Raw genomic sequence first — 25,047 nt, 5'->3', positions numbered from 1 at the left:
ACGATCTGGCCGGTCGAGGGACACGGCCGGGCCATTGTGCCGTCTGCTGTCCACCCGCGCCATCCGGTCTCGCCCCACGGCCCGCATCGGTATGCCGAGAGCCTGGTTGACCTGCGTCGCCGGCTGTGAAACCTCTCACACCGGCAACTGTTTCTCGCGTAGCTGGAGCAGACAGACTGTGTGGAACCTGTGAAAAAGCACAAACTTGTTCGTCAGTCGTCTCGGATTCCGGGATACGCAGTTACGGTTACATAACGGTCCTGTACACCGAGAGAGAAGGATGATCCGGCAGTTGATTCCCCGACAGAGCATGTCAGCGCCCCCACACCCCCTGCCTCTGGAACGGAAACTGTGGAAAACCGGTGTTGCTGAATGCGGGACTTCATGACTAGTCCAGCGCCCGGTTCGGTTCCCGTGCAGATCACGAAAACAGTCCTTTCCGCAGCCGCCACAGGGTTCGGTCTGCCGATAACATCAGGGCGAGATTTCTCATCACTTCCCAGCCATCCGGACCGCCGTCCGTCGACGATTGGATCAACGTTGAAGTGCCCGGAACAGCACTGCTCGAAACGGGTCGCCGTCCACAGCAACGCGCCCTCCCGTACCCCTCGAGCGTGGGACGCGACCGCGTCCCGCAGCCGGTAGTTCCGCCACCGATGAGAGTCGCCGAGCTCAGTGAGCTCTCCAACGTCAGCGTGGCTTCGATCAAGTTCTATGCCCGCGAGGGTCTGCTGGCCGGGAACCGCGTGGGATACAACCAGACGGAGTACGGTCCCGAACACATCGTCCGCCTGCGGTTGATCAAGGCCCTGATCAACGTGGCCGGCCTGAGCATTGCCTCGGTACGCCGGGTCCTGGAGGCCGTCGACGACGAGCAGGTCGGGGTCGAGGAGGTCCTTGAGCGCGCCCACGAGGCAGTGGCCCCGACGAACCTTCCGGCCGTCGGCGAGGAGACCCTCCAGCGGGTACGCGAACTGTTCGACGAGCTCGGCTGGAACGTACCCGAGGACTCGGTCGGGTTCCGGCAGACCGCCGCGGTGATCTCCCAGTACGAGCAGATCGGCCGTGCCGACCTCAGCGAGCGGGCCAGCCGTTACGGGCCGCCAGTGATGGACATCGCCCGTGGTGACATGGAAGCCGTCGCCCAGACCCAGGACCGGAACACCATCGCGCAGACGGTCGTCATCGGTACCATCCTCGGCGACTCCATGCTCTCGGCGATGCGGAAAGCGGCCCGCGAGCATCTGAGCGACGCATCCTGACCGAGCCGGCCGACGAAACAGCAAAAAATCCCCGATCCAACGGATCGGGGATTTTGTGTCGGGTGGGCCTAACTGGACTTGAACCAGTGACCTCTGCCTTATCAGGGCAGCGCTCTAACCGTCTGAGCTATAGGCCCCTGCGCCCGGAAAACAGTAGCCGATACCGCCGTCGGCGGACAAATCGTTACCGTGCGACCGGGCCGGGAGGGATCAGTCCTCGGCGAGGGTGACCTCCAGGCCACCCAGCAAGGTGGCCGAGATGTTGTAGAGGAAGGCGAACAGCGTCGCCAGCGCGGTGAAGATCACCACGTTCAGCGCGCCGATCACCAAGGCTCCACCGACCACCCGGTTGAGGCTCAGGATGTCGGTGATGTTGAACGGGTTGGGATCGTTCTGCGAGGTCACGACCAGGGCGAACACCTCGTTCACCGCGGCGAACAGCCCAGCCGTCTGCAGCACACCGTAGATCGCAGCCGTCGCCACCACCAGGACGACCAGCGCCGCCAGCGAGAACAGGAACGAGGTCTTCATCACCGACCACGGATCCAGTCGGGCCAACCGCAGCCGGGCCTTCCGGGTCCGCCGGGCGGCACCGAACTGGCTGGCACTGCTGGCCGAAGCGGCCGTTCCACCGGAGCGCGCAGCCGAGCCACGTGAATCGGTCTTCGCGGCCTCCGAGCTCGAACCCGACCGGGTGGCCGGGGAGCCGACACCCGGGACGACCGGGCTGGCCGACGAACGCTTCGAGGTGCTCGGGACGGCGGCGGCCGCCTGACCGGTGGTCACCTTGGTGGTGTCGGTGTCCGGATCGGCGGTCCTCGTCCCGGCGTTCTGTGGCGCGGATGTCGCCCCACTGCTCGGCGAGGACTCACTGCCCTTGGTCGCCGAACCGTTCGCACTCGCGGCCGCGCCGGTGCTGGTGGCACCGGTGCCGTTGCTCCGGGCGGTCGGCGGGCGCCAGCTCTGAGTGGTCTTGCCCTGGCTCGTCTTGGCCTGGCTGCCGCGGGTCGCGGTACGGGTCGACGTGGCCGGCTGCTGCGTCTGCTCCGCCGACGAGGACGAGGAGGTACGCCCCATCACCCGGTCAGCGCGGCTGGCCTCGACCGGCGCGTCTGGGCGGGTGCTGCCGCCCTTCGTGTTGCCGTTCGTCACTCGTCAGTCTCCTCCGCTGCAGCGGTCTCGTCAGGTGTATCTGCTCCGAGCGTACCCGGATCGGACGTCCCATCATGCGCGACCGGCTCATCTGCGGTCGAGTCGACCGTGGTCGCAGACTCCTCGGCCGCGGTGGGACCACCGTCTTGATCCTCGTCGCGGACATCGGCCCCGGCCTCGATCTGGTCGTCGGCCACACCGGCCGACTGAGCCTCTGCGCCCTGCTCGGGATTCAGTGCGATCATCGCCACCCGGTCGTCTCCCTTGACCCCGACGAACTTCACGCCCATCGTGTCGCGGCCCTTCACCGGCACCTCGGAGACCGCCGAACGGGTGATCTGGCCGCTGTGCTTGATGGCCATCACCTCATCGCCCTCCTGGGCGATCAGGCCGCCGACCAGCTCACCGCGGTTCTCGTTCAGTTTCATCGCCTTGATGCCCAGACCGCCGCGGCCCTGCTGCCGGTACTCCGAGACCTTGGTCCGCTTGGCGTACCCGGAATCGGTGACGGTGAAGACATAGCGATCGTCCTCGGGCAGGTCGGCGTCGATCACCGACATCGACAACAGCTCGTCACCGTCGCGGAACTTCATCCCGGTGACACCGGAGGTGACCCGGCCCATCGGCCGCAACTGATCCGAACCGGCGCCGAAGCGGATCGCCTGGCCCTTCTTCGAGATCAGCAGCACATCGTCGTCGTCGCTGACCAGGCCGGCGCCGATCAGCTCGTCACCCTCGTCGCGGAAGTTCAGCGCGATCAGGCCCGCCTGCCGCGGACTGTCGTAGGCCACCAGCGGGGTCTTCTTCACCAGACCCGCCTTGGTGGCGAGCAACAGGTAGTCGGCGTCGTCGTACCCGCGCAGGGTCAGGACCTGGGCGATGTGCTCATCGGGCAGGAAGGACAACAACCCCGCCACATGTCCGCCACGGGCGTCCCGCCCGGCCTCGGGAAGCTGCCACACCTTCGCCCGGTAGACCCGACCGAGATTGGTGAAGAACAGCACCCACTGGTGGTTGGAGGTCGCGAACAGGTGCGCCACCTCGTCATCGGCCCGCAGGCTGGCGCCGCGCACACCCTTGCCACCGCGCTTCTGCACCCGGTAGGCGTCGGTGGCGGTGCGCTTGGCGTACCCGCCGTGGGTGATCGTCACCACCACATCGGAATCGGGGATGAAATCCTCCTCCGACATGTCCCCGGAGGCGGCGATGATCTTGGTCCGGCGCTCGTTGCCGTACTTCTCGGTGACCGCAGCGAGCTCTTCGGAGATGATCTGACGCTGCCGGTCCTCCGAAGCCAGGATCTCCTTGAAGTCGGCGATCCGGGCCTCGATCTCGGTCAGCGTGTCGACGATCTTCTGCCGCTCCAGGGCAGCCAGTCGGCGCAGCTGCATGTCCAGGATCGCGGTCGCCTGCACCTCGTCGATCTCCAGCAGGCTCATCAGTCCGGTACGCGCCTCCTCGGTCGAGGGACTGCGCCGGATCAGCGCGATCACCTCGTCGAGGTTGTCCAGCGCCTTCACCAGACCGCGGTAGATGTGGGCCTGTTCCTCGGCCTTCCGCAGGCGGTAACGGGTACGCCGCTGGATCACGTCCAACTGGTGGGCGATCCAGTAGGAGATGAACTGGTCCAACCGCAGCACCCGCGGCGTACCGTCGACCAGCGCCAGCATGTTGCAGCCGAAGGTGTCCTGCAGCGCGGTGTGCTTGTAGAGGTTGTTCATCACCACCCGTGGCTGGGCATCGCGCTTGAGCACGAAGACCAACCGGGTGCCGGTACGCGAGGAGGTGTCGTCGCGGATGTCGGCCAGCCCGTGCAACTTGCCCGAGTTCACCAGCTCGGCGATCTTCACCAGCAGGTTGTCGGGGTTGCACATGTAGGGCAGTTCGGTGGCGACGATCTGGGTCCGCCCCTTGGCGTCCTCCTCGATGTCCATCACCGCCCGCATGGTCACCGAGCCGCGACCGGTGCGGTAGGCCTGTTCGATCCCGGAACGGCCGACGATCAGCGCACCGGAGGGGAAGTCGGGGCCCTTCACCCGCTCGATCGAGGCCTCCAGCAACTCCTCCGGAGCGACGGTCGGGTTGGCCAGCGACCACTGGACCGCGTCGGCGACCTCCAGCAGATTGTGCGTCGGGATGTTGGTCGCCATACCGACCGCGATGCCGGTGGCGCCGTTGACCAGCAAGTTCGGGTAACGGGCCGGCAGCACCGATGGTTCGGTCTCCCGGTTGTCGTAGTTGGGTACGAAGTCGACGGTGTCCTCGTCGATGTCGCGGACCATCTCCATCGCCAGCGGCGCCATCTTGCACTCGGTGTACCGCATGGCCGCGGCCTTGTCGTTGCCCGGCGAGCCGAAGTTGCCCTGGGAGGAGATCAGCGGCGCCCGCATCACCCACGGCTGGGCCAGCCGTACCAACGCGTCGTAGATGGCGGAGTCACCGTGGGGGTGGAAGCGGCCCATCACGTCACCGACGATCCGGGAACACTTGTTCCAGCCGCGGTCGGGCCGGAACCCGCCGTCGTACATCGCGTAGAGCACCCGGCGGTGGACCGGCTTCAGACCGTCCTTCACGTCCGGCAGCGCCCGGGACACGATCACGCTCATCGCGTAATCGAGGTACGACTTCTGCACCTCGTCCCGCAGATCGATCTGACTGATCCGCTGGGTCAGATTCCCGGTGGCGATCTCGTCACCGGCCTCAGCGGATGTGACGTCGTTCTGATCGTCCGGTCCCATCGGGGTGTCCGTCATGCGTGGGAATCCTCATTTCGGTGGCGTGCGACGCTGGATCGCAGATCCTGCCCATTCTATCGCGGACCTCCCCGAAACCGGCGCAATGAGCCCCCTGGGGTGAGGGTTTTCCACCGGCCGATGGCATGGTTCTGAGGTACGCGAGCAGCACGAGGGGCGGAGGAGCGATATGCGGATGGCAAACCTGGCCGGGCGGGCGGTGCTGATCATCGCCGACCGGGCGGTCGACGTGGCCGAGGCGAGCGCCGGCCGATTCGGACCCGAACCCGAGGCGGTCTTCGCCCGCTGGCCGGAGTTCTCCGACTGGGTCGGTGACCTGGCCGACCTGGACGGCCTGTCTGGCGTACCGATCGTCGCTTCCGAACTGGGCGCCCCGTCGCCGAGGCCACCGCAGGTCTTCGGGATCGGGTTGAACTACCGCGACCACGCCGAGGAGGCCGAACTCGACATCCCTGCCGAACCGATGGTGTTCACCAAGTTCCCGTCCGCGATCACCGGGCCGGAGGCGACCGTCGAGCTGTCCAGTGATCGCTGTGACTTCGAAGCCGAGCTGTGCGTGGTGATCGGCACCGGCGGGCACCGGATCGATCCCGATTACGCCTGGCAGGCGATCGCCGGACTCACCATCGGACAGGATCTGAGCGATCGGCGGGTGCAGTTTCGCGACTCACCGCCGCAATTCAGTCTGGGCAAGAGCTTTCCGGGATTCGCCCCCGTCGGTCCATGGCTGGTCACCGCCGACGAGCTGGCTGATGCCGATGATCTTGGAGTGCGATGCGAGATCGACGGTGAGGTGATGCAGGACGGCCGCAGCTCGGACATGATCTTCCCGGTCGCGCAGTTGGTTTCCCGGTTGTCCTCGGTGGTCACACTGCTTCCGGGGGATGTGATCTTCACCGGTACTCCTGCCGGGGTCGGGGCGGTACGACAACCCCGCAGGTACTTGAAGCCCGGCCAGGTGATCACCACCGCCATCGAGGGGATCGGATCGATCCGGACCACCTTGGCCTGAGCATCAGGGGATGATCACCAGCTTTCCGCGGGTGCGGCTCGAGCGGCTGGCATCGAAGGCAGCCCCGACCTGGTCCAGCGGATAGGTCCCGGCGATCTCCACCGTCAACCTGCCGGCGTCGGCAAGTTCGGCGAGCTCGGTCAGGCCGGCGGCGTTCGGCCGTACCCAGAGCCACTCGCCACCGTGTTCGACGACCGTCGGATCGGCGATCGAGACATGCTTGCCGCCGGGGGCGAGGACGGCCAGGGTCGTGTCGACCACGCCACCCACGAAGTCGGTGACCGCATCCACACCACCCGGCGCCAGCTCGCGTACCCGATCAGCCAGGCCGTCGCCGTAGGTGACGGGTTCGGCACCCAGTTCGCGCAGGTACTCGTGGTTGGGCTCCGAGGCGGTCGCGATCACCCGCGCGCCGGCGGCAACGGCGATCTGCACACCGAAGCTGCCGACCCCACCGGAGCCGCCATGGATCAGCACCGTGCGGCCGCTCCCGTCGGGGCTGATGTCGGTCCGCTGCAACGCCTTCAGTGCGGTGAGTCCTGCCAGGGGTACGGCGCCGGCCTCGGTGAAGTCGAGGCTCTTCGGCTTCAGTGCCAGTGACTCGGCGGGTACGGCGACGAGTTCGGCGAAGGTGCCACCGCGGACGACCTCCTTGCGGGCGTAGGCGTAGACCTCGTCACCTTCGGAGAACTCGGGGGTGTCGGGTCCGACCGCGCGCACGACTCCGGCGACATCCCAACCCGGTACCACCGGGAAGACCGCATCGAGGAGACCGGTGAGGTCGCCGGTCATGATCTTCCAGTCCACCGGGTTGACCCCGGCCGCCTTCACCTCGACCAGGACATTGCCCGGACCGACAGTCGGATCCGGCAGCTCCCCGGTCGTCAGTGTGCTGTTGTCGGTGCTGAAAGCGTCGTAACTGGTGGCGCGCATCTGCTGCTCCCGTCATTTCCCGGTGGCCGACCGGATGATCGGCCCACGCCTGGGAGAGCGACGCTCGCAGGCGAGATATTCCTGCCCCAGATCCGCGGAAGCTGGGAAGCAGCAGGACAAACGTCACACTCGATCGACGCGCGGGCCGATTTCACCGGCGTGTTGCCCTGAATCGCCGATCGAGTGTGACGTTTGTTTTGTTGTGTCCAGCGACTGTCTTCGGTGCACCCACGACTTCGTGGTCGTCGCGTCATCGCGAACTCCTGCATCGATCCGGCTGCGGGCGCCGGCTGGCTCGGTCTGGCTGAGCGATTCGGCGGGTTCGGCCTGGTTGGAGCGATCCAGTTGCGCGAGTCGGCCGGTTCAGTCTGGCCCGGAGCGATCCGGCTGCATCGACGCGGTTGCATCGACCCCAACTGAGCAGCTGGGGCAGCAATCCGCCTTGGTTGCCTCACCCCGGCTGCTTCGGGTGCACCCTGAGTCGGTAGTGGCGGGTCGTCAGGTCGGCACAGCACCGCCCACGTGGCGCCAGGCTCGCGAATTCGCCCGTCCGACCGGTGAATCGTCGATCCTGCGCCACGTCAGCAGTCCTTGCTCGGCGGGTGCCGGACTGCGCTGCGCGCAGCAGAGGTTTGCGCACACGTGGTCCCAGTTGCGGCCGGCGCACCCGTGACCACCCGCCCGCAACCAAACGAACGTCACACTCGATCGCCACCGCGACCGGTTTTCACCGGCGTGTCACACCGAAATAGGAATCGACTGTGACGTTTGTCTTGTTCCGGCCGCAAGAATTTGCCAGGTGGCGAGTGATCCGGCGTGGCGGCACAGGACAGGCCGCCTACTGCCGGAAGCGCCCGCTCGTCGAACGGCCCTGCAGTGGCGGGAAGTCATCACCGGCCAAAGGAGCCGCAGCTCGGCGCGCGCCGAAGGAGCCGCTGTTCTACGCGCGCCGAAGGAGCCGCAGTTCCGCCCCCACCCGCGACGGTCGGCGAGCGCAGCCCGGGCGTCTCGTTCCGGCAATCTGCCTGACGACCGCTCCGGTCACACGACGAACGCTCCGATCACACGACGACCACTCCGATCACACGTCGAGGAAGCGGACGTCCTTGGCGTTGCGCTGGATGAACAACCGCCGGGGTTCGACTTCCTCGCCCATCAGGATGGAGAAGATCTCATCGGACCGGGCGGCATCGGCCAGGGTCACCTGCAACAGCGAACGCTTGTCCGGATCCATGGTGGTGTCCCACAGGTCGTCGGCGTCCATCTCCCCCAGACCCTTGTACCGCTGGATCGGGTTCACATTGGGCAGCTTCCAGCCCTGGGCGAGACCCTCGTCGCGCAGCCGGTCGCGCTCCTCGTCGTTGTAGGCGAGCTCGTGCGGATGGTTGGTCCAGCGCAGACGGAACAGCGGCGGCTGTGCGGCGTAGACGTAACCGTGCTCGATCAAAGGCCGCAGGAAGCGGAAGAGCAAGGTCAACAGCAGTGTACGGATATGCGAACCGTCGACATCGGCATCAGCCATCAGAACGATCTTGTGATAGCGCAGCTTCTCGATGTCGAAGTCCTCACCGACACCGGTACCGAGCGCATTGATGATCGCCTGGACCTCCTTGTTTGCAAGGATCTTGTCCAACCGGGCCTTCTCCACGTTCAAGATCTTTCCGCGCAACGGCAGGATCGCCTGGGTACGCGGGTCACGGCCCGAGGAGGCCGAACCGCCGGCGGAGTCACCCTCGACGATGAACAGCTCGCATTCGGTCGGATCGGTCGACTGGCAGTCCTTCAACTTGCCCGGCAGACCGGCACCGGAGAGGAAGCCCTTGCGGTTGCGGGCCATCTCCCGCGCCTTCCGGGCAGCGATCCGGGCCGCAGCCGCGGCCTGACCCTTGCGGACGATGTTCTTGCCGTCGTTCGGGTTCTGTTCCATCCAGTCGCTGAGCCGTTCGTTCAGAACCCGCTGCACGAACGACCGTGCCTCGGTGTTGCCGAGCTTGGTCTTGGTCTGTCCCTCGAACTGCGGATTGGTCAGCTTCACCGAGATGATCGCGGTCAGGCCCTCGCGGATGTCGTCACCGGAGATCCGGTCCTCGGCCTTCTTCACCATCCCCCAGGCCTGTCCCCACTTGTTGACCGTATTGGTCAGCGCGGAACGGAATCCCTCCTCATGGGTACCGCCCTCATGGGTGTTGATGGTGTTGGCGAAGGTGTGCACCCGCGCGCTGTAGGAGGCATTCCACTGCAGCGCGATCTCCGCACTCAGACCCGATGCCGAGTCCGCAGCCTCCATGTCGATCACCGGGGTGATCGGGGTGTCGGCCTTGGACAGGAACTTCACGTAGTCGACCAGACCGTCCTCGAAGTGGAAGGAGTCACTCAGCGGCTCCCCCTCCTCGTTGACATGTCCCGCCCGCTCATCGGTGATGGTGATCCGCAGGCCCTTGTTCAGGAAGGCCATCTCCCGGAACCGACCGGCCAGCGTCTCGTAGCTGTACTCGGTCGTCTCGAAGATGTCCGGGCTGGCCCAGAAGGTGGTGGTCGTACCGGTACGGTCGCTCTCCTCCTCCCGGCGCAACTCGGCCACCGGATCGCCCAGGTGGAAGGTCTGCCGCCAGGCGTACCCGTCACGGTGGATCTCCAGGTCGAGCCGCTCACTGAGCGCGTTCACGACCGAGATGCCCACACCGTGCAGACCGCCGGAGACCTTGTAACCGCCGTCGCCGAACTTGCCACCGGCGTGCAGCTTGGTCAGCACCACCGTGGCGGTGGAGATGCCCTCGACCGGATGGGTGTCGACCGGGATGCCGCGGGCATGATCAACCACCCGGATGCCGTTGTCGGGAAGGATCGTCACCTCGATCTCCTCGCCGTACCCGGCCATCGCCTCGTCGACGGAGTTGTCCACGACCTCCTGCACCAGGTGGTGCAGACCCCGCTCGCCGGTGGAGCCGATGTACATGCCCGGACGCATCCGGACGGCTTCCAGCCCTTCGAGGACCGAGATCGAGGAGGAGTCGTAGGCGCCCTCGACCCGGCTGCTGCCGGCCGTGGCCTCCAGCGGGACGATGAACTCCTCGGTGTCCGGTTGCTCGACCGGCTGCTCGTTGGTCTCGTCGAACTCGGGCTCCGGGTCGGCGCTCACGTAGTTGTCTCCTCTTGCCTCAGCATCATCGACTGCTCGCCCCCGGCCGGTCGTCGAAGGCATCGCGTCTGCATCGTCCCTCACCGGCACAGTGGCCGGACCCGGACAACGCTCCGAGTTTACCCGATCACCGCAGCTCCACCGGGATTCCCTGGCCCCGAAGTCGACGGGTTTCGATCTGCGCGACCCTGAGCACGCCTGTGCCTGCCTCGACCCCCGCGGACGACCCCGGGTGCACGGCTCCGCTCGAGTCCGTGCCGAGCGTGCCGCACCAACCAGCCCAACCAGCCCAACCTGACCCAACCAGCCCGACCAGTCCGACCAGTCCGACCGACCCAACCAGCCCAACCTGACCCAACCAGCCCGACCCAACCAGCACAACCAGCCCGACCCCGCCCGTCCGGTTCGACTCAACCGAGCGGGTGGCCACACCGGGCTGACCGACCCGACCAAATCGACCCAGCTCACCGTCCCCCGGCACCACCGGTCCGGTGCGCACCATCGGCGAGTCGGGTACGGACCCGAGGACCCTCGGACCACCAGCGAGGTCTGCAGATTCCGCGGGCCGGGAGTGACCGGGTCGTCTTCGAGCTCGGGCAGGAGACCGCCCGCGCGCCGACCGCCACCCAATCCTGATTGCGATGGCTTACGTGTGTTGACGTTAACATTTCGCTGTCCGCACGCGGTCCAACCGAATCCGCCGAGCAGACGAAGAACGAGCAGACGAAGAGAAGGTCACGAAGGGCATGCCCCAGCACACGTTCACGATCGGTGAGACCGACTTCCTGCTCGACGGGAACGAGTTCCGGATCCTCTCCGGCGCCCTGCACTACTTCCGGATCCATCCCGACCAGTGGCGCGACCGGATCCACCTGGGCAAGGCGATGGGTCTGAACACCATCGAGACCTACGTCCCGTGGAACCTGCACGAACTCCGCCCCGGCCGGCTCGACTTCACCGGCGGGCTCGATCTCGAGCGCTTCCTCGACCTGATCGCCGCCGAGGACCTGCACGCGATCGTCCGTCCTGGTCCCTACATCTGTGCCGAACTGGACGGCGGCGGCCTGCCCGCCTGGCTGTTCGACGACACCACGATCCGGCTCCGGTCCAGTGACCCCCGGTTTCTGGCCTCCTTCGACCCCTATCTGCATGCGGTGCTCGATCGGATGGTCGATCGGCAGATCGACCGCGGCGGCCCGGTGATCCTGCTGCAGGTGGAGAACGAGTTCGGTGCCTATGGCGACGACCCCACCTACCTGCAGGCCCTCACCGACCGCTTCCGGCGCGCCGGGATCACCGTACCCCTGACCACCGTGGACCAGCCCACGCCGCAGATGTTGCGCGACGGCACCCTGCCCGAACTGCTCACCACCGGGTCCTTCGGATCCCGGGCCACCGAACGGCTGCGTACCCTGCGCCAGGCCCAGCCGACCGGCCCGCTGATGTGTTCGGAGTTCTGGTGCGGCTGGTTCGACCACTGGGGGGCGCACCATCACACCACCGATGCCGCGCAGAGTGCGGCCGAGTTGGATGACCTGTTGAGCGCTGGCGCCTCGGTGAACATCTACATGTTGCACGGTGGTACGAACTTCGGGCTGACCAGTGGTGCGAACGACAAGGGCACCTACCAACCGACGGTCACCTCCTACGACTACGACGCGCCGCTGGACGAGGCCGGGCGGCCGACCGAGAAGTTCTGGCGGTTCCGGGAGGTCATCGGCCGCCACGCCGCACTGCCACCACTGCCCCACGGGTTGCCCACCGATCCGGCTGCGCCCCGACAGCCGTTCCGCACCCCCGAGCCCGTGCCTCTGTCCCCGGTCCGCAGCCTGGACTCCGCACTGGCGGAAGTACCGTTCACCGCGGTCGACGAGCTGCCGACCAGGGACGCCCTGGGGATCCACCGCGGACTGCTGCGTTACCGGATCACCCTCGACGGCGATGACCGGCCGGCCGTACTGCGGCTGAGCGAGGTACGCGACCGCGCCTGGCTGAGACTGGACGGAATACCGGTCGGCACCCTGGCCCGGGAGGATCACGAGAGCGCCCTGTGGCTACCCCGCTCCCGCGGGGTGCTGGACATCCTGGTCGAGGACTGCGGCCGGCTGAACTACGGCCCGCGGCTGGGCGAACCGAAGGGGTTGATCGGCCCTGCCCAGTTGCATCGCGGACCTGAGGTACGCGAGCTCACCGACTGGCAGGTGGGGGAAGTGCCCCTGGAACGGATCGTCGAGGCCACACCCGACGGAGCCGCCGGCGGGCCGGGTGCCTGGATCCACCGGGCGGAGATCCCCTTGGACCGGCCGACCGATCTGGCCCTGCTCACCGACGGTCTCGGCAAGGGTCTGGCCTGGTGGAACGGATTCCCGCTGGGCCGCTATTGGCGCAAGGGACCGCAGACCACCCTCTTCGTCCCGGCACCGGTCACCTGCGCCGGGACCAACGAGCTGACCCTGCTGGAGCTCGAGGTACTGACCACCGAGCAGGTGCGCTTCGCCCCCGACCTCCGACTCGGGCCGACTGAGGAATGATCATGGAAAGCCACCAACGGCCCTCGGCGGTCTAGACTCCCCGGCGTGGAGCAAGGTGGATCCGGGCGCGGCAGTGGCCCTGCCGTGCCCCGTCGGGTCGCCGAGCCGGAACCCGGTCGCCCGGCCGACCCAGTTCCCGACGCGGCTCCCGACCCAGCCCCCGACCCTGGCGCGGAGCGGCCCGAGCCCGGTCCGGTCAGTGTCACGGCCACGGCGGTGATCGAGACCCCGGCCGTCTGGCGTGATCCCTCCCCGCTCGACCCGGCCTGGGCCAGTCCCCGTCGCCGGCGCCGCCGGCGATGGCTGGTCCTGTTGCCGGTCGCGCTCGCCCTGGTGCTGCTCCTCGCCGTCACCATCGCCCTCGGGGGTTTCACCGAACGCGAGTCGGTCTACCAGCCCGTGGCTCCGGGCGCGGTGATCCGTACCGGACCGTACGAGATGTCGTTCGACAAGGTGACGGTCGAACGCGAGTTGTCCTTCGGTGAGGTGGGGTGGACCGCGACGGCCATCGGGCACGGCCGATTGCTGGACGGGGTCACCGAACCGATGGCGCCCTATCTGTCCACCGCCATGGCGGTCCAGGACGGACCGAGCGGGTTGACCGTCGAGGGTTTCGTGCAGGAGGTCGGTCCGGTGAGCGACTCCGGGGCGACACCGCGATTGTTCACCCCCGGTCTGGAAAGCCAGGAGTACCGGGTCGAGTTCGAACTGCCGGCCGAGTACCGGCCGTCGGGATACCTGCGGCTGGCGATCGCCGATCTGTCCTATGACGACCACTCGTTCCTGCAGGTGGGTACGAAGTACTGGGCGCCCTCGGGTCGTGGCGGCGCCTACTACTACCTGCCGGTGACGGTGATCGCGACCGCGGACTGAGCCCGGCCCCGCCTACAGCCACGCCCGGGAATCACGGCGCCGGAGTGCCGACCTTGTCGTAGGAGCCGTCGTAGTGTTCCGAGGTCAGGCCGTACAGCCGGTCGATCTGTGAGGTCGGCACCAGATAGAGGAAGGTCTGCGGCATCGGTCGGCCGGGTGCGGCGGCGGCGTTCTCGCAGTTGTCGACGGTGTCCAGCCCGTAGACGCTGGCCCTCTCCCAGCGTTGACCGTTCGCTCCGAGAAGTTGCGGTGCGCAGTAGGACTCCGCGGCCGTGACAGCGGTCGCCTCGGCCTGCACCACCACGTACTCCGATCCCGGCGGTGCGACCTCGGGGTCGCTGTACTCGCTGCCACCGAGGCTGGCGGTCCGGCTGAAGCCGAGCACGCGGATACTGAAGTCACCGTCGACGATGGGTTCACCGGGCGGCAGCTGCCGATGCCGGTCGACGGTGAAGGCACGGACGTAGAAGGCCCATCCGGCCAGCAGCGCGATGGTCAGACTGCCGGCGATCAGCACCCACAACCAGCTCCGCAGCCGCGGCCGGTCGACCGGTGCGTACCGAGCCCGTCGCGGGGCGGCGCCGGTGACGGGGTACGGCGTGCTCACAACCCCTCCACCTCATCGGCCCGGGACTCCACGACAAGGCCCCGGGCGGACTCGCGCAGCTGCGCCGCGCGTACCTCGTCGATGCCGAGATCGATCTCGGTGCGTTCATCGGCGAAGGTGTAGATGCCGCTGTTGTCCAGCTGCACCTGCAGTCCCTGCAGGTGATCGGGATCGACCAGGAACGCAAGATCGAAAGTGGTGGCGAAACCGGCGGCCACCTGCGGTGCGGAGTTCTCGCTGACGAAGGTGTAGCCGGCAGGATCGACCAGGTTGATGTGGGAGATGCCCTCCGGGCCCGTCCCATGGTTCTCCACCCGGAAACGCAGGATCACCACCAGCGCTCCCGGACTGGACAGGCCGTCCACGTTCTCGGCCGCGGCAAGATCGATCTGCCGGATCTGCAGATCCTCCAGGGGAACGGTCTCCCCCGCCGGGTAGGTGTGGTCGACGAAGCGGACCTCGCCTTCGTACCGGTCGTTCAGGTCGACCAGCCAGCCGCCGAAGACCGCTGCGACGATGATCATCAGCAACGACGGCCAGGCCGCCAGCCGGGACCGCAGAGGACTCCGCTCGGTCTGCGGGCGGATACGTTCGCCGCCGAATCGGCTGACACTCAGGTGTCCGTCACCCGGCATCGGCCACCGCCCGTTGCGCCGACGGGATCCTGATCACTGCCGGGGCCCGGTTGGCCTTGCCCCGCAGGGTCAGCAGGCAGCGGTGGAAGGTGACGGCCAACAAGACGATGAACATCGGTTGGTAGACGAGTGCGGTGGCGAAACGGACGATCGGCAGGACCGCCATCCACCAGCTGTAACTCTCTCCGCCGGTGACCCGGATGACCAGCTCGTAGACCGCCTGACTGAGCAGCTGCACCACCGCGTAGAGGACCAGATAAGCGGCCAGGAAGGTCAGTCCCGGTTTGATCACCAACCGGATCGACTGCAGGGTCGGCAGATAGCGGTCGTCGATGTCACCGAAAGCAGCCTCCTGGATCTCCAGCCAGATCCGGCGACCGATTCCCCGATCGGTCCGGTCCGGTCGATGGATCCGTTTCCGCAGGCCGGGTGGTACGACCTGCGCACTGAGCGGTTGACCCTTGCGCCACAGCTCGGCCAACGACAGCACATGGGTACCGAAGACCAGCGCCGCGACCGCCAACCAGAGCAGCGGCTCGACCGTACCGCCGAGGAACAGTCCCCACAGGATCGACAGCCAACTGCCGAGGGTCTGCAGGATCTCGGGAAGATCGATCCGGAGGGGCTCGAGTGAGCGCGCCAGACCCTGGATGCCCAACTCGATCCAGGTGTGGAACTCCCGGTCCTCCCACCAGAAACGGGCCCGGCTGATCAACCGTTGTCCGCCGAAGATGATCACCAACAGGAAGGTCGCCTCGAGGAAGGCGGTGATCAATCCCAGCACCGGCCGCCCGGTCCGTTCATGGACCAGGTCGAGGCCGCGGCGGACGATGTAGATGCCGACCAGGACCCCGAGCACCGTGGCGAAGGCTGCAGGCCCGCGGGTCGGGTCGATCGGGCCGAGCAGATCGACATCGCTGAAGACCCCGCCGTACATGATGTCGGCCAGCAGGAACATCTGCCCCGCCTCGTTCTGCACGTACTGGAAGACGCCGTAGATACCGAGGAACGGCAACAAGGTGGCAGCCAGCAGGTCGATCACCGACCGGCGCCCGTTCTCGTCGGAATCCGGAGCGAGGTCGTCGATCCGCAGCTCGGCACCGACCATCCGCAGCGAGATCACGTACCCGATCAGGATCGCCACGAATCCCATCGCCAACAAGGCGATCGCCAGCCAGATGGACACGGCCGAGACCAGGGCCCCGATGTGCTGGCTGATCGCGAAGGAGGTCCAGCTCAGGATCTGGATCAGCAGCAGGGTGGGCAGCAGCCTCCACCAGACCACGACCGTGGTGACTGCCAGGTCGTAGAGCTGGTGCCAGAAGGACCGCAGCGTACGCATTGAGGGGAGTGTAAACCGCCGGCGGGGTCGCTTGCCTCCACCCTCACAGGCGTCCCGGACACCAGCCTCGGGTGGCCGCAGCGCTCAGCCGTAGGTGTCTCGGACTCCGCGGCCGCGCACGGAGTACCGGCCATGTTTCCAGCTCGGCGCATCCGGACCGCGGACGACGATCCTGGTCACCGCCCCCTCGCCGAGGTCGCTGTTCAACCGGGCGACCACCTGGGGTGCGATGGTGCGCAAGGAGCTGGCCCAGACCGTCGCATCGGTACGGACGGTGAGTACGCCGTCGTCGAATCCCTCCGGTCGGCTGTGCTCGGCATTCACCTCACCGACGATCGCCGGCCAGCGGGCCAACAGGGTCTGCAGGTTGACCCGCATGCTCCAGCCGCGGGACTCGAACAGCCGGGCAAGGCCGGCACCCAGCAGTTGCGGATCCCGATCATCGGGGGCGGCACCGGAGACCTCCGGTCCGATCGGCCGGGACCTGCGGCGAGGTCGGCGGCGTACCGTCCGGCCGTTCACCGCGCCGGCGATCTGCCGTGCCAGATCGAGCCCGGTCGAATCGTAGGCCTGGCGATCGAGGCCCGGCGGCAGCTCTCCGGGGGTGGTGGTCGGGTCGACCGATTCGGGTGGTGAACCCCCGTTGGCCGGTGAACCCCCATCGGCCGCGGGCGTTGACGGAGCCGGGTCGTCGTCGGGACGCTGTCCGTCGGGTCGGCTCACGGCTGCTCCTCGGAGGTGATGTTCCCATCCTCCACGATGAAGCGGGCCCCGGCCAGCTGTCCGGGAACGTCGCCGGCGACGGCGGCGGTGATCAGCACCTGCTCGGCCTCGGCCACATGTCCGGCGAGCCGTTCGCGCCGGGTGGCGTCGAGTTCGGCGAAGACGTCGTCGAGGATCAGCACCGGCTGCAGACCGTCGGCACGCAGCAGATCGAACCCACCCAATCGCAGGCTGAGGGCGAACGACCAGGACTCACCGTGGGAGGCGTACCCGCGGGCCGGCAGATCTCCCAGCTCCAAGGTGATCTCATCGCGATGCGGTCCGACCAGGGTGAGACCACGCCGCAGCTCCTCCTCCCGCCGTTGTTCCATCTGCTCGATCAGGGCCGCGGCCAGCTCGTCGCGGTCATCGCCGGCCGGCAGTGGCATCGCCGGCGCGTAGGTGATCTTGGCCAGGTTGTTCCGCGGTGCGATCGCGGCATAGGCCTCGGCGGCGTACGGTGCGAGTTCGGCCAGCGTACGCAACCGGGCCTGCAACAACTCGGCCCCGAAGCGAGCCAGCTGGTCGCTCCACACCGCCAAGGTGTGCTCGGCATCGCCCTGAGCCGATCGCGACCTGCCGGCCAGCGACTTCAGCAGGGCCGAGCGTTGTTTCAGCACCTTGTCGTAATCGGCCTTCACTGCCGCCATCCGCGGCCACCGGGTGATCAGCAACTGGTCGATGAAACGTCGCCGCTCCCCCGGGTCTCCCTTCACGATCGCCAGATCCTCGGGTGAGAAGACCACCGTCCGCAAGATGCCGAGCAGTTCTCGCGGCCGCTGGACCGGGGAACGGTTCAGCCGGGCCCGATTGGCTCGGCCCGGGTTGATCTCCACCTCCAGCAGCACCGCCCGGTCATCGTCCAGGCCGGCGCGTACCCGTGCCCTGACCAGTGCCTTCTCCGCGGTGTGACGTACCAGGGGGATGTCGGAGGAGACCCGGTGGGAACCCAGGCTGGCCAGGTAGTCGATGGCCTCGACGAGATTCGTCTTTCCCTGCCCGTTCGCGCCGACGAAGGTCGTCGCCCCCGGTTCCAGCGCGAAGTCAGCGCTCGGATAGGACCGGAAATCGGCCAGGGTCAGATGATCGACGAACAGGGCAGGTCAGCTCGCATCCGAACTCTGGGCGGTGGACTCGTCGACATCGGACTCGTCGACCACGGCCGGCTTGTCCTCCACCACGGCGTGGCCGCCGAACTGGTTCCGCATCGCCGAGACCAGCTTCATCGCCGGCGGATCCTCCTGCCGGGAGGAGAAGCGGGCGTACAGGGCAGCCGTGATCGCCGGGGTGGGCACCGCCAGGTCGACACCGGCCTCCACGGTCCAGCGGCCCTCACCGGAGTCCTCGGCGAAACCGCGGATCTTGTCCAGCTTCGGATCGTCCTTCATCGCCAGCACGCACAGATCCAGCAGCCAGGACTTGACCACCGATCCCTCCTGCCAGGAGGCGAAGACCGCCGGTACGTCGGTGACCTCGTCGGCTGCCATCAACAGTTCCCAGCCCTCGGCCAGGGACTGCATCATGCCGTACTCGATCCCGTTGTGGACCATCTTCGCGAAGTGGCCGGCGCCGACCCCTCCGGCGTGGACGAACCCATAGTCACCCTCGGGCTTCAATGCCTCGAACACCGGCATCACCGTGGCCACATCGGGATCGGAGCCGCCGACCATCAGTGCGTACCCGTTCTGTCGTCCCCAGACACCGCCGGAGACGCCGACGTCGAGGTAACCGATCCCGGCATCGGACAGATAAGCTGCGTTGTTCTTGTCGTTGATCCACTTGGAGTTGCCGCCGTCGACGACGATGTCGCCCTCGCCCAGCAGGTCCTTCAGCTCGTCCAGGGTCTGCTTCACGAACTGCACCGGCAGCATCAGCCAGACCACCCGCGGTCCTTCGCCGAGCTGGGCGACCATGTCGGCCAGGCTGTCGGAATCGCTGATCTCGGCGTTGCGGTCGTAGCCGACGACATCGATGCCGGCGTCGCGGATCCGCTGCCGCATGTTGCCGCCCATCTTGCCCAGTCCGACGAGTCCTAGCTTCATGATCAACATTCCTTCGTTCGGTCGGGTGTCCATTCGGTGCTCGGACTCGACATTGCGTCCGGAGGTGGTTGCCGTCACGTGGGGCGGCTGCCGATGATCAGTTCGGCAACCTCATCAACATGATCACATGGCGGTAATCGTCCTGCGGGGTTCCGGTCAGATCCTCCAGGCCGGTCAGCAGACAGGGCTTGCCCGGTGCGGTGAAGGAGAAGTTGACGTAGGGGACGTCGAGGGCGCCGAGGGCATCGAGCAGGTAGCTGGGGTTGAAGCCGGCCGCGGTCAGTGCCGGCTCGTCGGCACCACGCAGATCGATCACGGCTTCGATCGCCTCGGAGGCTCGGGCCTGGTCACCGGTGGCGGCCTCCAGGGTGAGCTGTTCCTCCGAGATCAACATCCGCAACGGGGTGTTGCGTTCGGCGACCAGTGCGACACGGCGGGCGGCGGCGATCAGGTCGGCCACGGCTGCCCGAACGGTCAGTGCCGGCTCGATCTTCATCAGGTGCCGGACCTTCGGGAACTCACCGTCGAGCAAGCGGGTGGTGGTCTGGCGTACCCCGTGGGATCCGAGGTCGGCCTCGAAGCCGATCAGTCCGTCCCCTGTGGAGCCCGAGGACAGGCTCAGTGCCACCTCGTCACCCGAGGTCATCGACTTCGCGGTCTCGGAGAGCACGCGGGCAGGTACGAGTGCGGCGCCGCTGGCCTGGGTGGAGGCCGGATGCCAGGTGAACTCCTTGAGCGCCATCCGGTAACGGTCGGTGGCCAGCAAAGAGACGGTGTCGCCGTCGATCTCCATCCGTACCGCGGTGAACACCGGCAGCAGTTCGTCTCGCCCGGCGGCGACGACCACCTGGCTCACCGCGCGGGCGAAGGTGTCGGCTCCGGCGGTGCCGACGGTCTGCGGCAGTGACGGCAGAGCCGGGTACTCGATCACCGGCAGTGTCTGCAGGGTGAACCGCGATGAGCCACAGACCAGTTCCAGCTGGGAATCATCGGCGGTGATGTCGACCGGCTTGTTCGGCAGCGATCGGGCGATGTCGGCGAGCAGCCGGCCGGAGACCAGGGATTCCCCCTCGTCGGAGACCTCGGCCGCCACCGCGATCCGCACCGAGGTGTCGCTGTCGTATCCGGACAGGACCAAGCCGGAATCATCGGCACGGACCAGCAGACCGGCGAGAATCGGCGCACTCGGGCGGTTGGGGATGTTGCGGGCAGCCCAGGCAACTGCCTCTGCCAACACGTCACGCTCGACTCTGACCTTCACCGCCACCTCCTGATGTGTCGGGACCAGCGGCTGTCGCCGGAACGCTGCCCTGGGGTGGACGAGGTAGGAACAGCGCTTGTGATCATAGTCAGTCAGCCGGTTCCGGTGCACACGCGCGGGCAGTCCGGTTCGTAGTTCGATCGGTGTCGGAGGTCGCGGTCAGACTGGCTGCAAGGAGGTTGTCACTGGGCTGCTGATCAGCGCGCCGGTGTTGATACCCGAGACGTGGCGGGCCACTCCACTCCGCCACGCCCCGGGGTTTGAAAGGGTCGTCTGCCGACTGCTCGGTTCCGACATACCCATGAGACCACAGAACCCTCAAGAATTCTCAGTTTCAATGATCACGACTTCATATCTGTGGTCGGCCGTGATGACTCGAGGTGTGCCGTTGGTGACCTGGTCGGGAGGTTCGCGTCGTGGTGACGGGGGTTACCCACAGTCAGCGCGGGTGGTTACTTCAATCTGTTCTGGATGTGTATCCGTCCGTAGTAGTCGTAGGGCTTGTGAATCCTGTGCACAACCAGCGTTTGCGCTGGTCGGAGCGACTTTCGCGTTGTTGAGCGAGGTGTGCAGAACCGAGAATTACACGGGGAGTAGTTGCGGACGGGCGGTGGAGGGGTGATCGGCGCCCCACAGGGTGGCGGTGAGTTTCCCCAGTTGTCCACAGATGTGTGGACAACTGTGCACAACGCCAGACGGGGTGCATGGCGGTGTCTCAGCCGATGATGAGAGCACCCTGAATCGGGTGGCGTTGGCGTGGTTCGGTCACCGGCGATGGTGGCTCGGGCCCCAGTACGTCGTGGCCTCCGGGGAACCGCCGCCGTGGTCGCATCGGGAGGCCTGGCTGGGGGAATGCGTGGGTCCGCAGGGCCGTAGGAGGCCGTAGGTTGGCGGAGGCGCGAGTTGGCGGGGGCCCAGATCGGTGAGAGAACTCGCTCAGGACGGATCGAGCCGGCTGCGGGCTCAGGCCCGGGACTGCTGGTTCTTGATCCGGTTGGTCAGCTCACTGACCTGATTGAACAGGCTGCGTCGCTCATGCATCTGGGTACGGATCTTGCGCTCCGAATGCATCACCGTGGTGTGATCCCGGCCGCCGAACTGCTGTCCGATCTTCGGCAGGGACAGATCGGTCAGCTCACGGCACAGGTACATGGCGATCTGCCGGGCATTGACCAGTGCGTGGGTACGCGACTGTCCGGTCAGATCCTCGACCGAGATGCCGAAGTAGTCGGCGGTCTCGGCGATGATCGTGCCGGCGGTGATCTCGGCCTCCTGGCCCTGTGGGATCAGGTCCTTCAGCACCTGCTCGGCCAGCGCCAGGTTCACGTTTTCCCGCTGCAGGGAGGCATAGGCGGTGACCCGGACCAGCGCCCCCTCGAGTTCCCGGATGTTGGTCTGGATCCGGGTGGCGATGAACTCCAGCACCTCTGGACCTGCTGTCAGCTTCTCCTGGGCGGCCTTCTTCCGCAGGATCGCGATCCGGGTCTCCAGGTCCGGCGCCTGCACATCGGTGATCAGGCCCCACTCGAATCGGCTCCGCAGCCGGGGTTCGAGCGCTTCGAGCAGCTTCGGCGGCCGGTCGGAGGTCATCACGATCTGCTTCTGCGCGTTGTGCAGGGTGTTGAAGGTGTGGAAGAACTCCTCCTGGGTCTGGATCTTCGACTCCAGGAACTGGATGTCGTCGATCAGCAGCACGTCCACATCGCGATAGCGGCGGCGGAACTCGGCCGCACGGTTGTTCTGGATCGCGTTGATGAAGTCGTTCGTGAGCTCTTCGGTGGAGACGTAACGAACCCGTGCACGGTCGTAGTAGTTGCGCACGTAATGGCCCAGGGCATGCAACAGGTGGGTCTTCCCCAACCCCGAATCGCCGTAGATCATCAAGGGGTTGTAGGCCTTGCCAGGAGTCTCGGCGACGGCGACCGCTGCGGCGTGGGCGAAGCGGTTGGAGGGGCCGATGACGAAGTTCTCGAAGGAGTACTTCGGGTTCAGCCGGGTGTTCGTACCGTCCAACGACGGACTCGGGGGCTGGGCGGTCGGTGCCGGCGGGATGACCGGTTCCTCGTCGACCTCGGAGTCTGCGGGGTCGTCGAGCAGGTCGATGTCGGTGAGACTGGGATCCACGGTGAGAGCCACCCGCAGTCGGCGGCCGAACTCCAGGGAGAGCACATCCTCGATCGAGTCCCGCATCTTCGACTCGATCCGATCCCGGGTGAAGTCGTTGGGTACCGCGATCACTGCGGTGGACTCGTGAACGGTCAGCGGAACACTGTGCTGCAGCCAGCCTCGGTGCATGTTCGGGGCGTCGGCGATGATGCTGCGCCAGACTTCGACGAGACGCTGGGCGTCGTTGCCCGTGTTGCCGTCACCACCGGAGGACGCCTGACTCAAGTTCCGATCTCCGCTCGTCTGGGACTGCTGGGCGCCGGTGACGGCCACCCCGGGGGTGCATTGTGCCGACGACAACCGTGCAGGGATTACCCACAGAAGTTATCCACAGTATGTGGGAATCAGCCCCCGGATGGCCACGGATCGCTCGGAATGACGAAGCTACCAACGGGTATGAGGGCGTGCAAGCGAAGTCGCCGTTTCTTCTGGGATGCTCGGCGTGTCGCATGGACAACGCAGGGGCGACCATGCCGAAGTTGACCGGCGTACCCACGCCGCGTACCGTTGTCTGGTCGCTGGCAGTCAGCGATCTTTTCCACGCGGTGGTTACGAGGCCATTGCCATCCCCGAGGAGTGACCTGTGAGCAAGCGTACCTTCCAGCCGAGCAACCGTCGGCGTAGCCGCACCCACGGCTTCCGTCTGCGTATGCGGACCCGTGCGGGCCGTTCGATCCTGGCCGCACGTCGTCGCAAGGGCCGCACCAAGCTGGCCGGCTGACGGCCTCCCCTGCGCGTGTTGCCCGCCGCAACCCGCATGAGGTCGAGCGAAGAATTTCGCGCCACAGTCCGGCAGGGTGTCCGCGCAGGCAGACCCACTCTCGTCGTCCACGGTCGTTGTGGAACCGGCTCGACCCGAGTGGGTTTTGTCGTGTCCAAGGCCGTCGGAAATGCCGTCGTCCGTAACCGGGTGAAGCGCCGGTTGCGGCATCTGGCAGCCGAAGAACTGCCGACGCTGCCCGGTGCAGGTTGCCAGTTCGTCATCCGGGCCCTGCCGCCGGCCGCCACGTCGCCCGAGCTGGCCGACGACTTCCGCAGTGCCTGGTTGTCCTGTCTGGGCAAGCTGGGTGCGAGATGAGAAGACCCCGGCGATGAAGCACCTACTGATCCTGTTCCTGAAGGCCTACCGGCTGTTGGTCAGCCCGTTGTACGGCCAGGTCTGCAAATTCCACCCGAGCTGCTCGGCCTACACGCTGGAGGCGGTGCAGGTGCACGGCGCCGCCCGTGGCAGCTGGCTGGGAGCGAAGCGGCTGGGCCGCTGTCACCCGTGGTCGCTGGGCGGGTACGACCCCGTACCCGGCACTGCGGCAGCGCAGGAGTGGGCGGCCGAGCAGGCTGCACAGGAAACGGCGTCCACCGCCACCCAGGCCACCTCCGCCCAGGTCACCGACGCAGGGACCATCGGCGGACCCGATCCGACGCAACGTTTGAGCAAGGGAGTTTGCTGACCCATGGATGGATTCTTCGCCAGTATCGGCAGTTTCTTCGGCGTGATCCTGTATCCGCTGGAGTGGGTGGTCTCCGGACTGCTGGTGCTGTTCCACGCCATGTGGGAACCACTGCTCGCGACCAGCCCCGGTTGGGCGTGGACGCTGTCGATCATCTGCCTGACGGTGGTCATCCGGATCCTGCTGTTCCCGTTGTTCGTGCGGCAGATCAAGTCCATGCGACGGATGCAGCAGGTGCAGCCGAAGATGGCCGAGATCCGCAAGAAGTACGGCTCCGATCGCGAGAAGATGGCGATCGAGACGCAGAAGCTGATGCGCGAGGAGGGAGTCAACCCGCTCGCGTCCTGTCTCCCCCTGCTGCTGCAGATGCCGATCTTCTTCGCCCTGTTCAACGTGCTGAACGGCGCCGCTGCGGGTCGGGCGCAGGGCTACTGGATGGCACAGAATCCCGAGCTCGTTGAGCAACTCGGGCAGTCGACCATCTTCGGTGCGAGAATCGCCGACCGCTTCTTGCCGATCACCGACGCCACGGGCGCACTGGCGATCGGCAATGTGCAGCTGGTGACGATCATCCTGATCCTGCTGATGACCGCCACGATGTTCTACACCCAGCTGCAGCTGACCCGAAGGAACATGCCGCCGGAGGCCCTGGAGGGCCCGATGGCGCAGCAGCAGAAGATGATGCTGTACCTGTTCCCGATCATCTTCGCCGTGGGCGGTGTGAACTTCCCCGTCGGTGTCCTCATCTACTGGTTGACGACCAACCTGTGGACGATGGGTCAGCAGGCCTGGATCATCCGGAACAACCCGACCCCGAACACCCCGGCCTACGCGGCCTGGGAGGCACGGATCATCGCCAAGGGCGGGGATCCCCGGGAGAAGGATCCGACCTACGCCAAGCGCAAGGCCGAGGAGGAGGAGCGGGCCAAGGCTGCAGCCGAGGCCGAAGCGGCCCCCCGAGTGCAGCGCCAGCAGCCGAACCGGCAGTCGCGGTCGAATCGACGTACCGGTTCCTCCGGTGGCGGGAGCAACAGGAACAACCCCGGGGTGAAGAAGAACGGTGGTGCTCCGAAGAAGAGCAACCAGAACCCCTCGAACACGAAGCGGCCCTACGGCAAGTAGGCCGTGG

At 66.6% G+C, this 25,047-nt stretch carries 20 protein-coding genes and 1 tRNA gene; 8 read left to right on the top strand and 13 right to left on the bottom strand.

The window, feature by feature from the left end; genetic code table 11:
* The first annotated feature begins 656 nt into the window (after nucleotides 1-656).
* Nucleotides 657-1,262, top strand: a complete 606-nt coding sequence (locus CLV29_RS12110) for a MerR family transcriptional regulator (RefSeq protein WP_133755346.1) — start codon at nucleotides 657-659, stop codon at nucleotides 1,260-1,262.
* A gap of 63 nt (nucleotides 1,263-1,325) precedes the next feature.
* Here the strand turns inward: CLV29_RS12110 and CLV29_RS12105 are convergent.
* From CLV29_RS12105 to gyrA, 3 genes are all read right to left on the bottom strand, one after another.
* Nucleotides 1,326-1,399: transfer RNA gene (locus CLV29_RS12105), tRNA-Ile, on the bottom strand.
* Between the two features lie 73 nt (nucleotides 1,400-1,472).
* Nucleotides 1,473-2,414: a DUF3566 domain-containing protein gene (locus CLV29_RS12100; protein ID WP_133755345.1), complete on the bottom strand. Its 942-nt coding sequence runs from the start codon at nucleotides 2,412-2,414 to the stop codon at nucleotides 1,473-1,475.
* Nucleotides 2,411-5,167: a DNA gyrase subunit A gene (gene gyrA, locus CLV29_RS12095; RefSeq protein ID WP_133755344.1), complete on the bottom strand. Its 2,757-nt coding sequence runs from the start codon at nucleotides 5,165-5,167 to the stop codon at nucleotides 2,411-2,413. Before gyrA ends, CLV29_RS12100 begins: the two co-directional genes overlap by 4 nt.
* Nucleotides 5,168-5,342: 175 nt before the next feature.
* Between gyrA and CLV29_RS12090 the strand changes: the two genes are divergently transcribed.
* On the top strand, nucleotides 5,343-6,179 hold the full coding sequence (locus CLV29_RS12090; protein WP_243831917.1) for a fumarylacetoacetate hydrolase family protein: 837 nt from the start codon (nucleotides 5,343-5,345) through the stop codon (nucleotides 6,177-6,179).
* Between the two features lie 3 nt (nucleotides 6,180-6,182).
* On the opposite strand, the gene CLV29_RS12085 is transcribed toward CLV29_RS12090, so the two are convergent.
* Together CLV29_RS12085 and gyrB are read right to left on the bottom strand one after the other, a co-directional pair.
* Complete coding sequence (locus tag CLV29_RS12085) at nucleotides 6,183-7,112, bottom strand: NADP-dependent oxidoreductase (RefSeq protein WP_133755342.1); 930 nt, start codon at nucleotides 7,110-7,112, stop codon at nucleotides 6,183-6,185.
* Nucleotides 7,113-8,193: 1,081 nt separating this feature from the next.
* Nucleotides 8,194-10,176 (bottom strand): DNA topoisomerase (ATP-hydrolyzing) subunit B, encoded by a 1,983-nt coding sequence (gyrB, locus tag CLV29_RS12080; protein ID WP_243831945.1) that lies wholly within the window; start codon nucleotides 10,174-10,176, stop codon nucleotides 8,194-8,196.
* A gap of 821 nt (nucleotides 10,177-10,997) precedes the next feature.
* Here gyrB and CLV29_RS12075 point away from each other — a divergent pair.
* Together CLV29_RS12075 and CLV29_RS12070 are read left to right on the top strand one after the other, a co-directional pair.
* Entirely contained in the window at nucleotides 10,998-12,782 is a 1,785-nt protein-coding gene (locus CLV29_RS12075; protein WP_133755340.1) for a glycoside hydrolase family 35 protein, read from the top strand.
* A 216-nt stretch (nucleotides 12,783-12,998) separates the two neighbouring features.
* Entirely contained in the window at nucleotides 12,999-13,655 is a 657-nt protein-coding gene (locus CLV29_RS12070) for a hypothetical protein (RefSeq protein WP_133755339.1), read from the top strand.
* A 31-nt stretch (nucleotides 13,656-13,686) separates the two neighbouring features.
* On the opposite strand, the gene CLV29_RS12065 is transcribed toward CLV29_RS12070, so the two are convergent.
* The 8 genes from CLV29_RS12065 to dnaA form a co-directional block, all read right to left on the bottom strand.
* Nucleotides 13,687-14,262, bottom strand: coding sequence for a hypothetical protein (locus CLV29_RS12065; RefSeq protein WP_133755338.1), 576 nt, complete (start codon nucleotides 14,260-14,262; stop codon nucleotides 13,687-13,689).
* A complete protein-coding gene (locus CLV29_RS12060) occupies nucleotides 14,259-14,897 on the bottom strand; it encodes a hypothetical protein (protein ID WP_133755337.1) in 639 nt (212 codons plus the stop codon). The genes CLV29_RS12065 and CLV29_RS12060 overlap by 4 nt, the downstream gene beginning before the upstream one ends.
* A complete protein-coding gene (locus CLV29_RS12055; protein WP_133755336.1) occupies nucleotides 14,887-16,239 on the bottom strand; it encodes a hypothetical protein in 1,353 nt (450 codons plus the stop codon). The genes CLV29_RS12060 and CLV29_RS12055 overlap by 11 nt, the downstream gene beginning before the upstream one ends.
* Nucleotides 16,240-16,323: 84 nt before the next feature.
* Nucleotides 16,324-16,833, bottom strand: coding sequence for a DciA family protein (locus CLV29_RS12050; RefSeq protein ID WP_243831944.1), 510 nt, complete (start codon nucleotides 16,831-16,833; stop codon nucleotides 16,324-16,326).
* 125 nt (nucleotides 16,834-16,958) lie between these two features.
* Nucleotides 16,959-18,098, bottom strand: coding sequence for a DNA replication/repair protein RecF (gene recF / locus CLV29_RS12045; protein WP_133755334.1), 1,140 nt, complete (start codon nucleotides 18,096-18,098; stop codon nucleotides 16,959-16,961).
* Between the two features lie 6 nt (nucleotides 18,099-18,104).
* Nucleotides 18,105-19,043, bottom strand: a complete 939-nt coding sequence (gnd, locus tag CLV29_RS12040; RefSeq protein ID WP_133755333.1) for a phosphogluconate dehydrogenase (NAD(+)-dependent, decarboxylating) — start codon at nucleotides 19,041-19,043, stop codon at nucleotides 18,105-18,107.
* Nucleotides 19,044-19,140: 97 nt separating this feature from the next.
* On the bottom strand, nucleotides 19,141-20,304 hold the full coding sequence (gene dnaN / locus CLV29_RS12035; protein ID WP_133755332.1) for a DNA polymerase III subunit beta: 1,164 nt from the start codon (nucleotides 20,302-20,304) through the stop codon (nucleotides 19,141-19,143).
* Between the two features lie 963 nt (nucleotides 20,305-21,267).
* Nucleotides 21,268-22,695, bottom strand: a complete 1,428-nt coding sequence (gene dnaA / locus CLV29_RS12030; RefSeq protein ID WP_166649255.1) for a chromosomal replication initiator protein DnaA — start codon at nucleotides 22,693-22,695, stop codon at nucleotides 21,268-21,270.
* A 358-nt stretch (nucleotides 22,696-23,053) separates the two neighbouring features.
* Between dnaA and rpmH the strand changes: the two genes are divergently transcribed.
* Genes rpmH through yidC form a run of 4 tightly spaced genes read left to right on the top strand, consistent with a single transcriptional unit; the run spans nucleotide 23,054 to nucleotide 25,040 of the window.
* The gene (gene rpmH / locus CLV29_RS12025; protein ID WP_133755331.1) at nucleotides 23,054-23,191 is read left to right on the top strand and encodes a 50S ribosomal protein L34; all 138 of its coding nucleotides are present in this window, start codon (nucleotides 23,054-23,056) and stop codon (nucleotides 23,189-23,191) included.
* 15 nt (nucleotides 23,192-23,206) lie between these two features.
* Nucleotides 23,207-23,548: a ribonuclease P protein component gene (gene rnpA / locus CLV29_RS12020; RefSeq protein WP_133755330.1), complete on the top strand. Its 342-nt coding sequence runs from the start codon at nucleotides 23,207-23,209 to the stop codon at nucleotides 23,546-23,548.
* 13 nt (nucleotides 23,549-23,561) lie between these two features.
* Complete coding sequence (gene yidD, locus CLV29_RS12015) at nucleotides 23,562-23,918, top strand: membrane protein insertion efficiency factor YidD (protein ID WP_133755329.1); 357 nt, start codon at nucleotides 23,562-23,564, stop codon at nucleotides 23,916-23,918.
* Between the two features lie 3 nt (nucleotides 23,919-23,921).
* A complete protein-coding gene (gene yidC, locus CLV29_RS12010; protein ID WP_133755328.1) occupies nucleotides 23,922-25,040 on the top strand; it encodes a membrane protein insertase YidC in 1,119 nt (372 codons plus the stop codon).
* Nucleotides 25,041-25,047 lie beyond the last annotated feature (7 nt).

Origin of the sequence: Naumannella halotolerans (genome assembly GCF_004364645.1) — a bacterium.
GTDB classification, from domain to species: domain Bacteria; phylum Actinomycetota; class Actinomycetes; order Propionibacteriales; family Propionibacteriaceae; genus Naumannella; species Naumannella halotolerans.
This window is presented reverse-complemented; position numbering and strand designations above follow the sequence as displayed.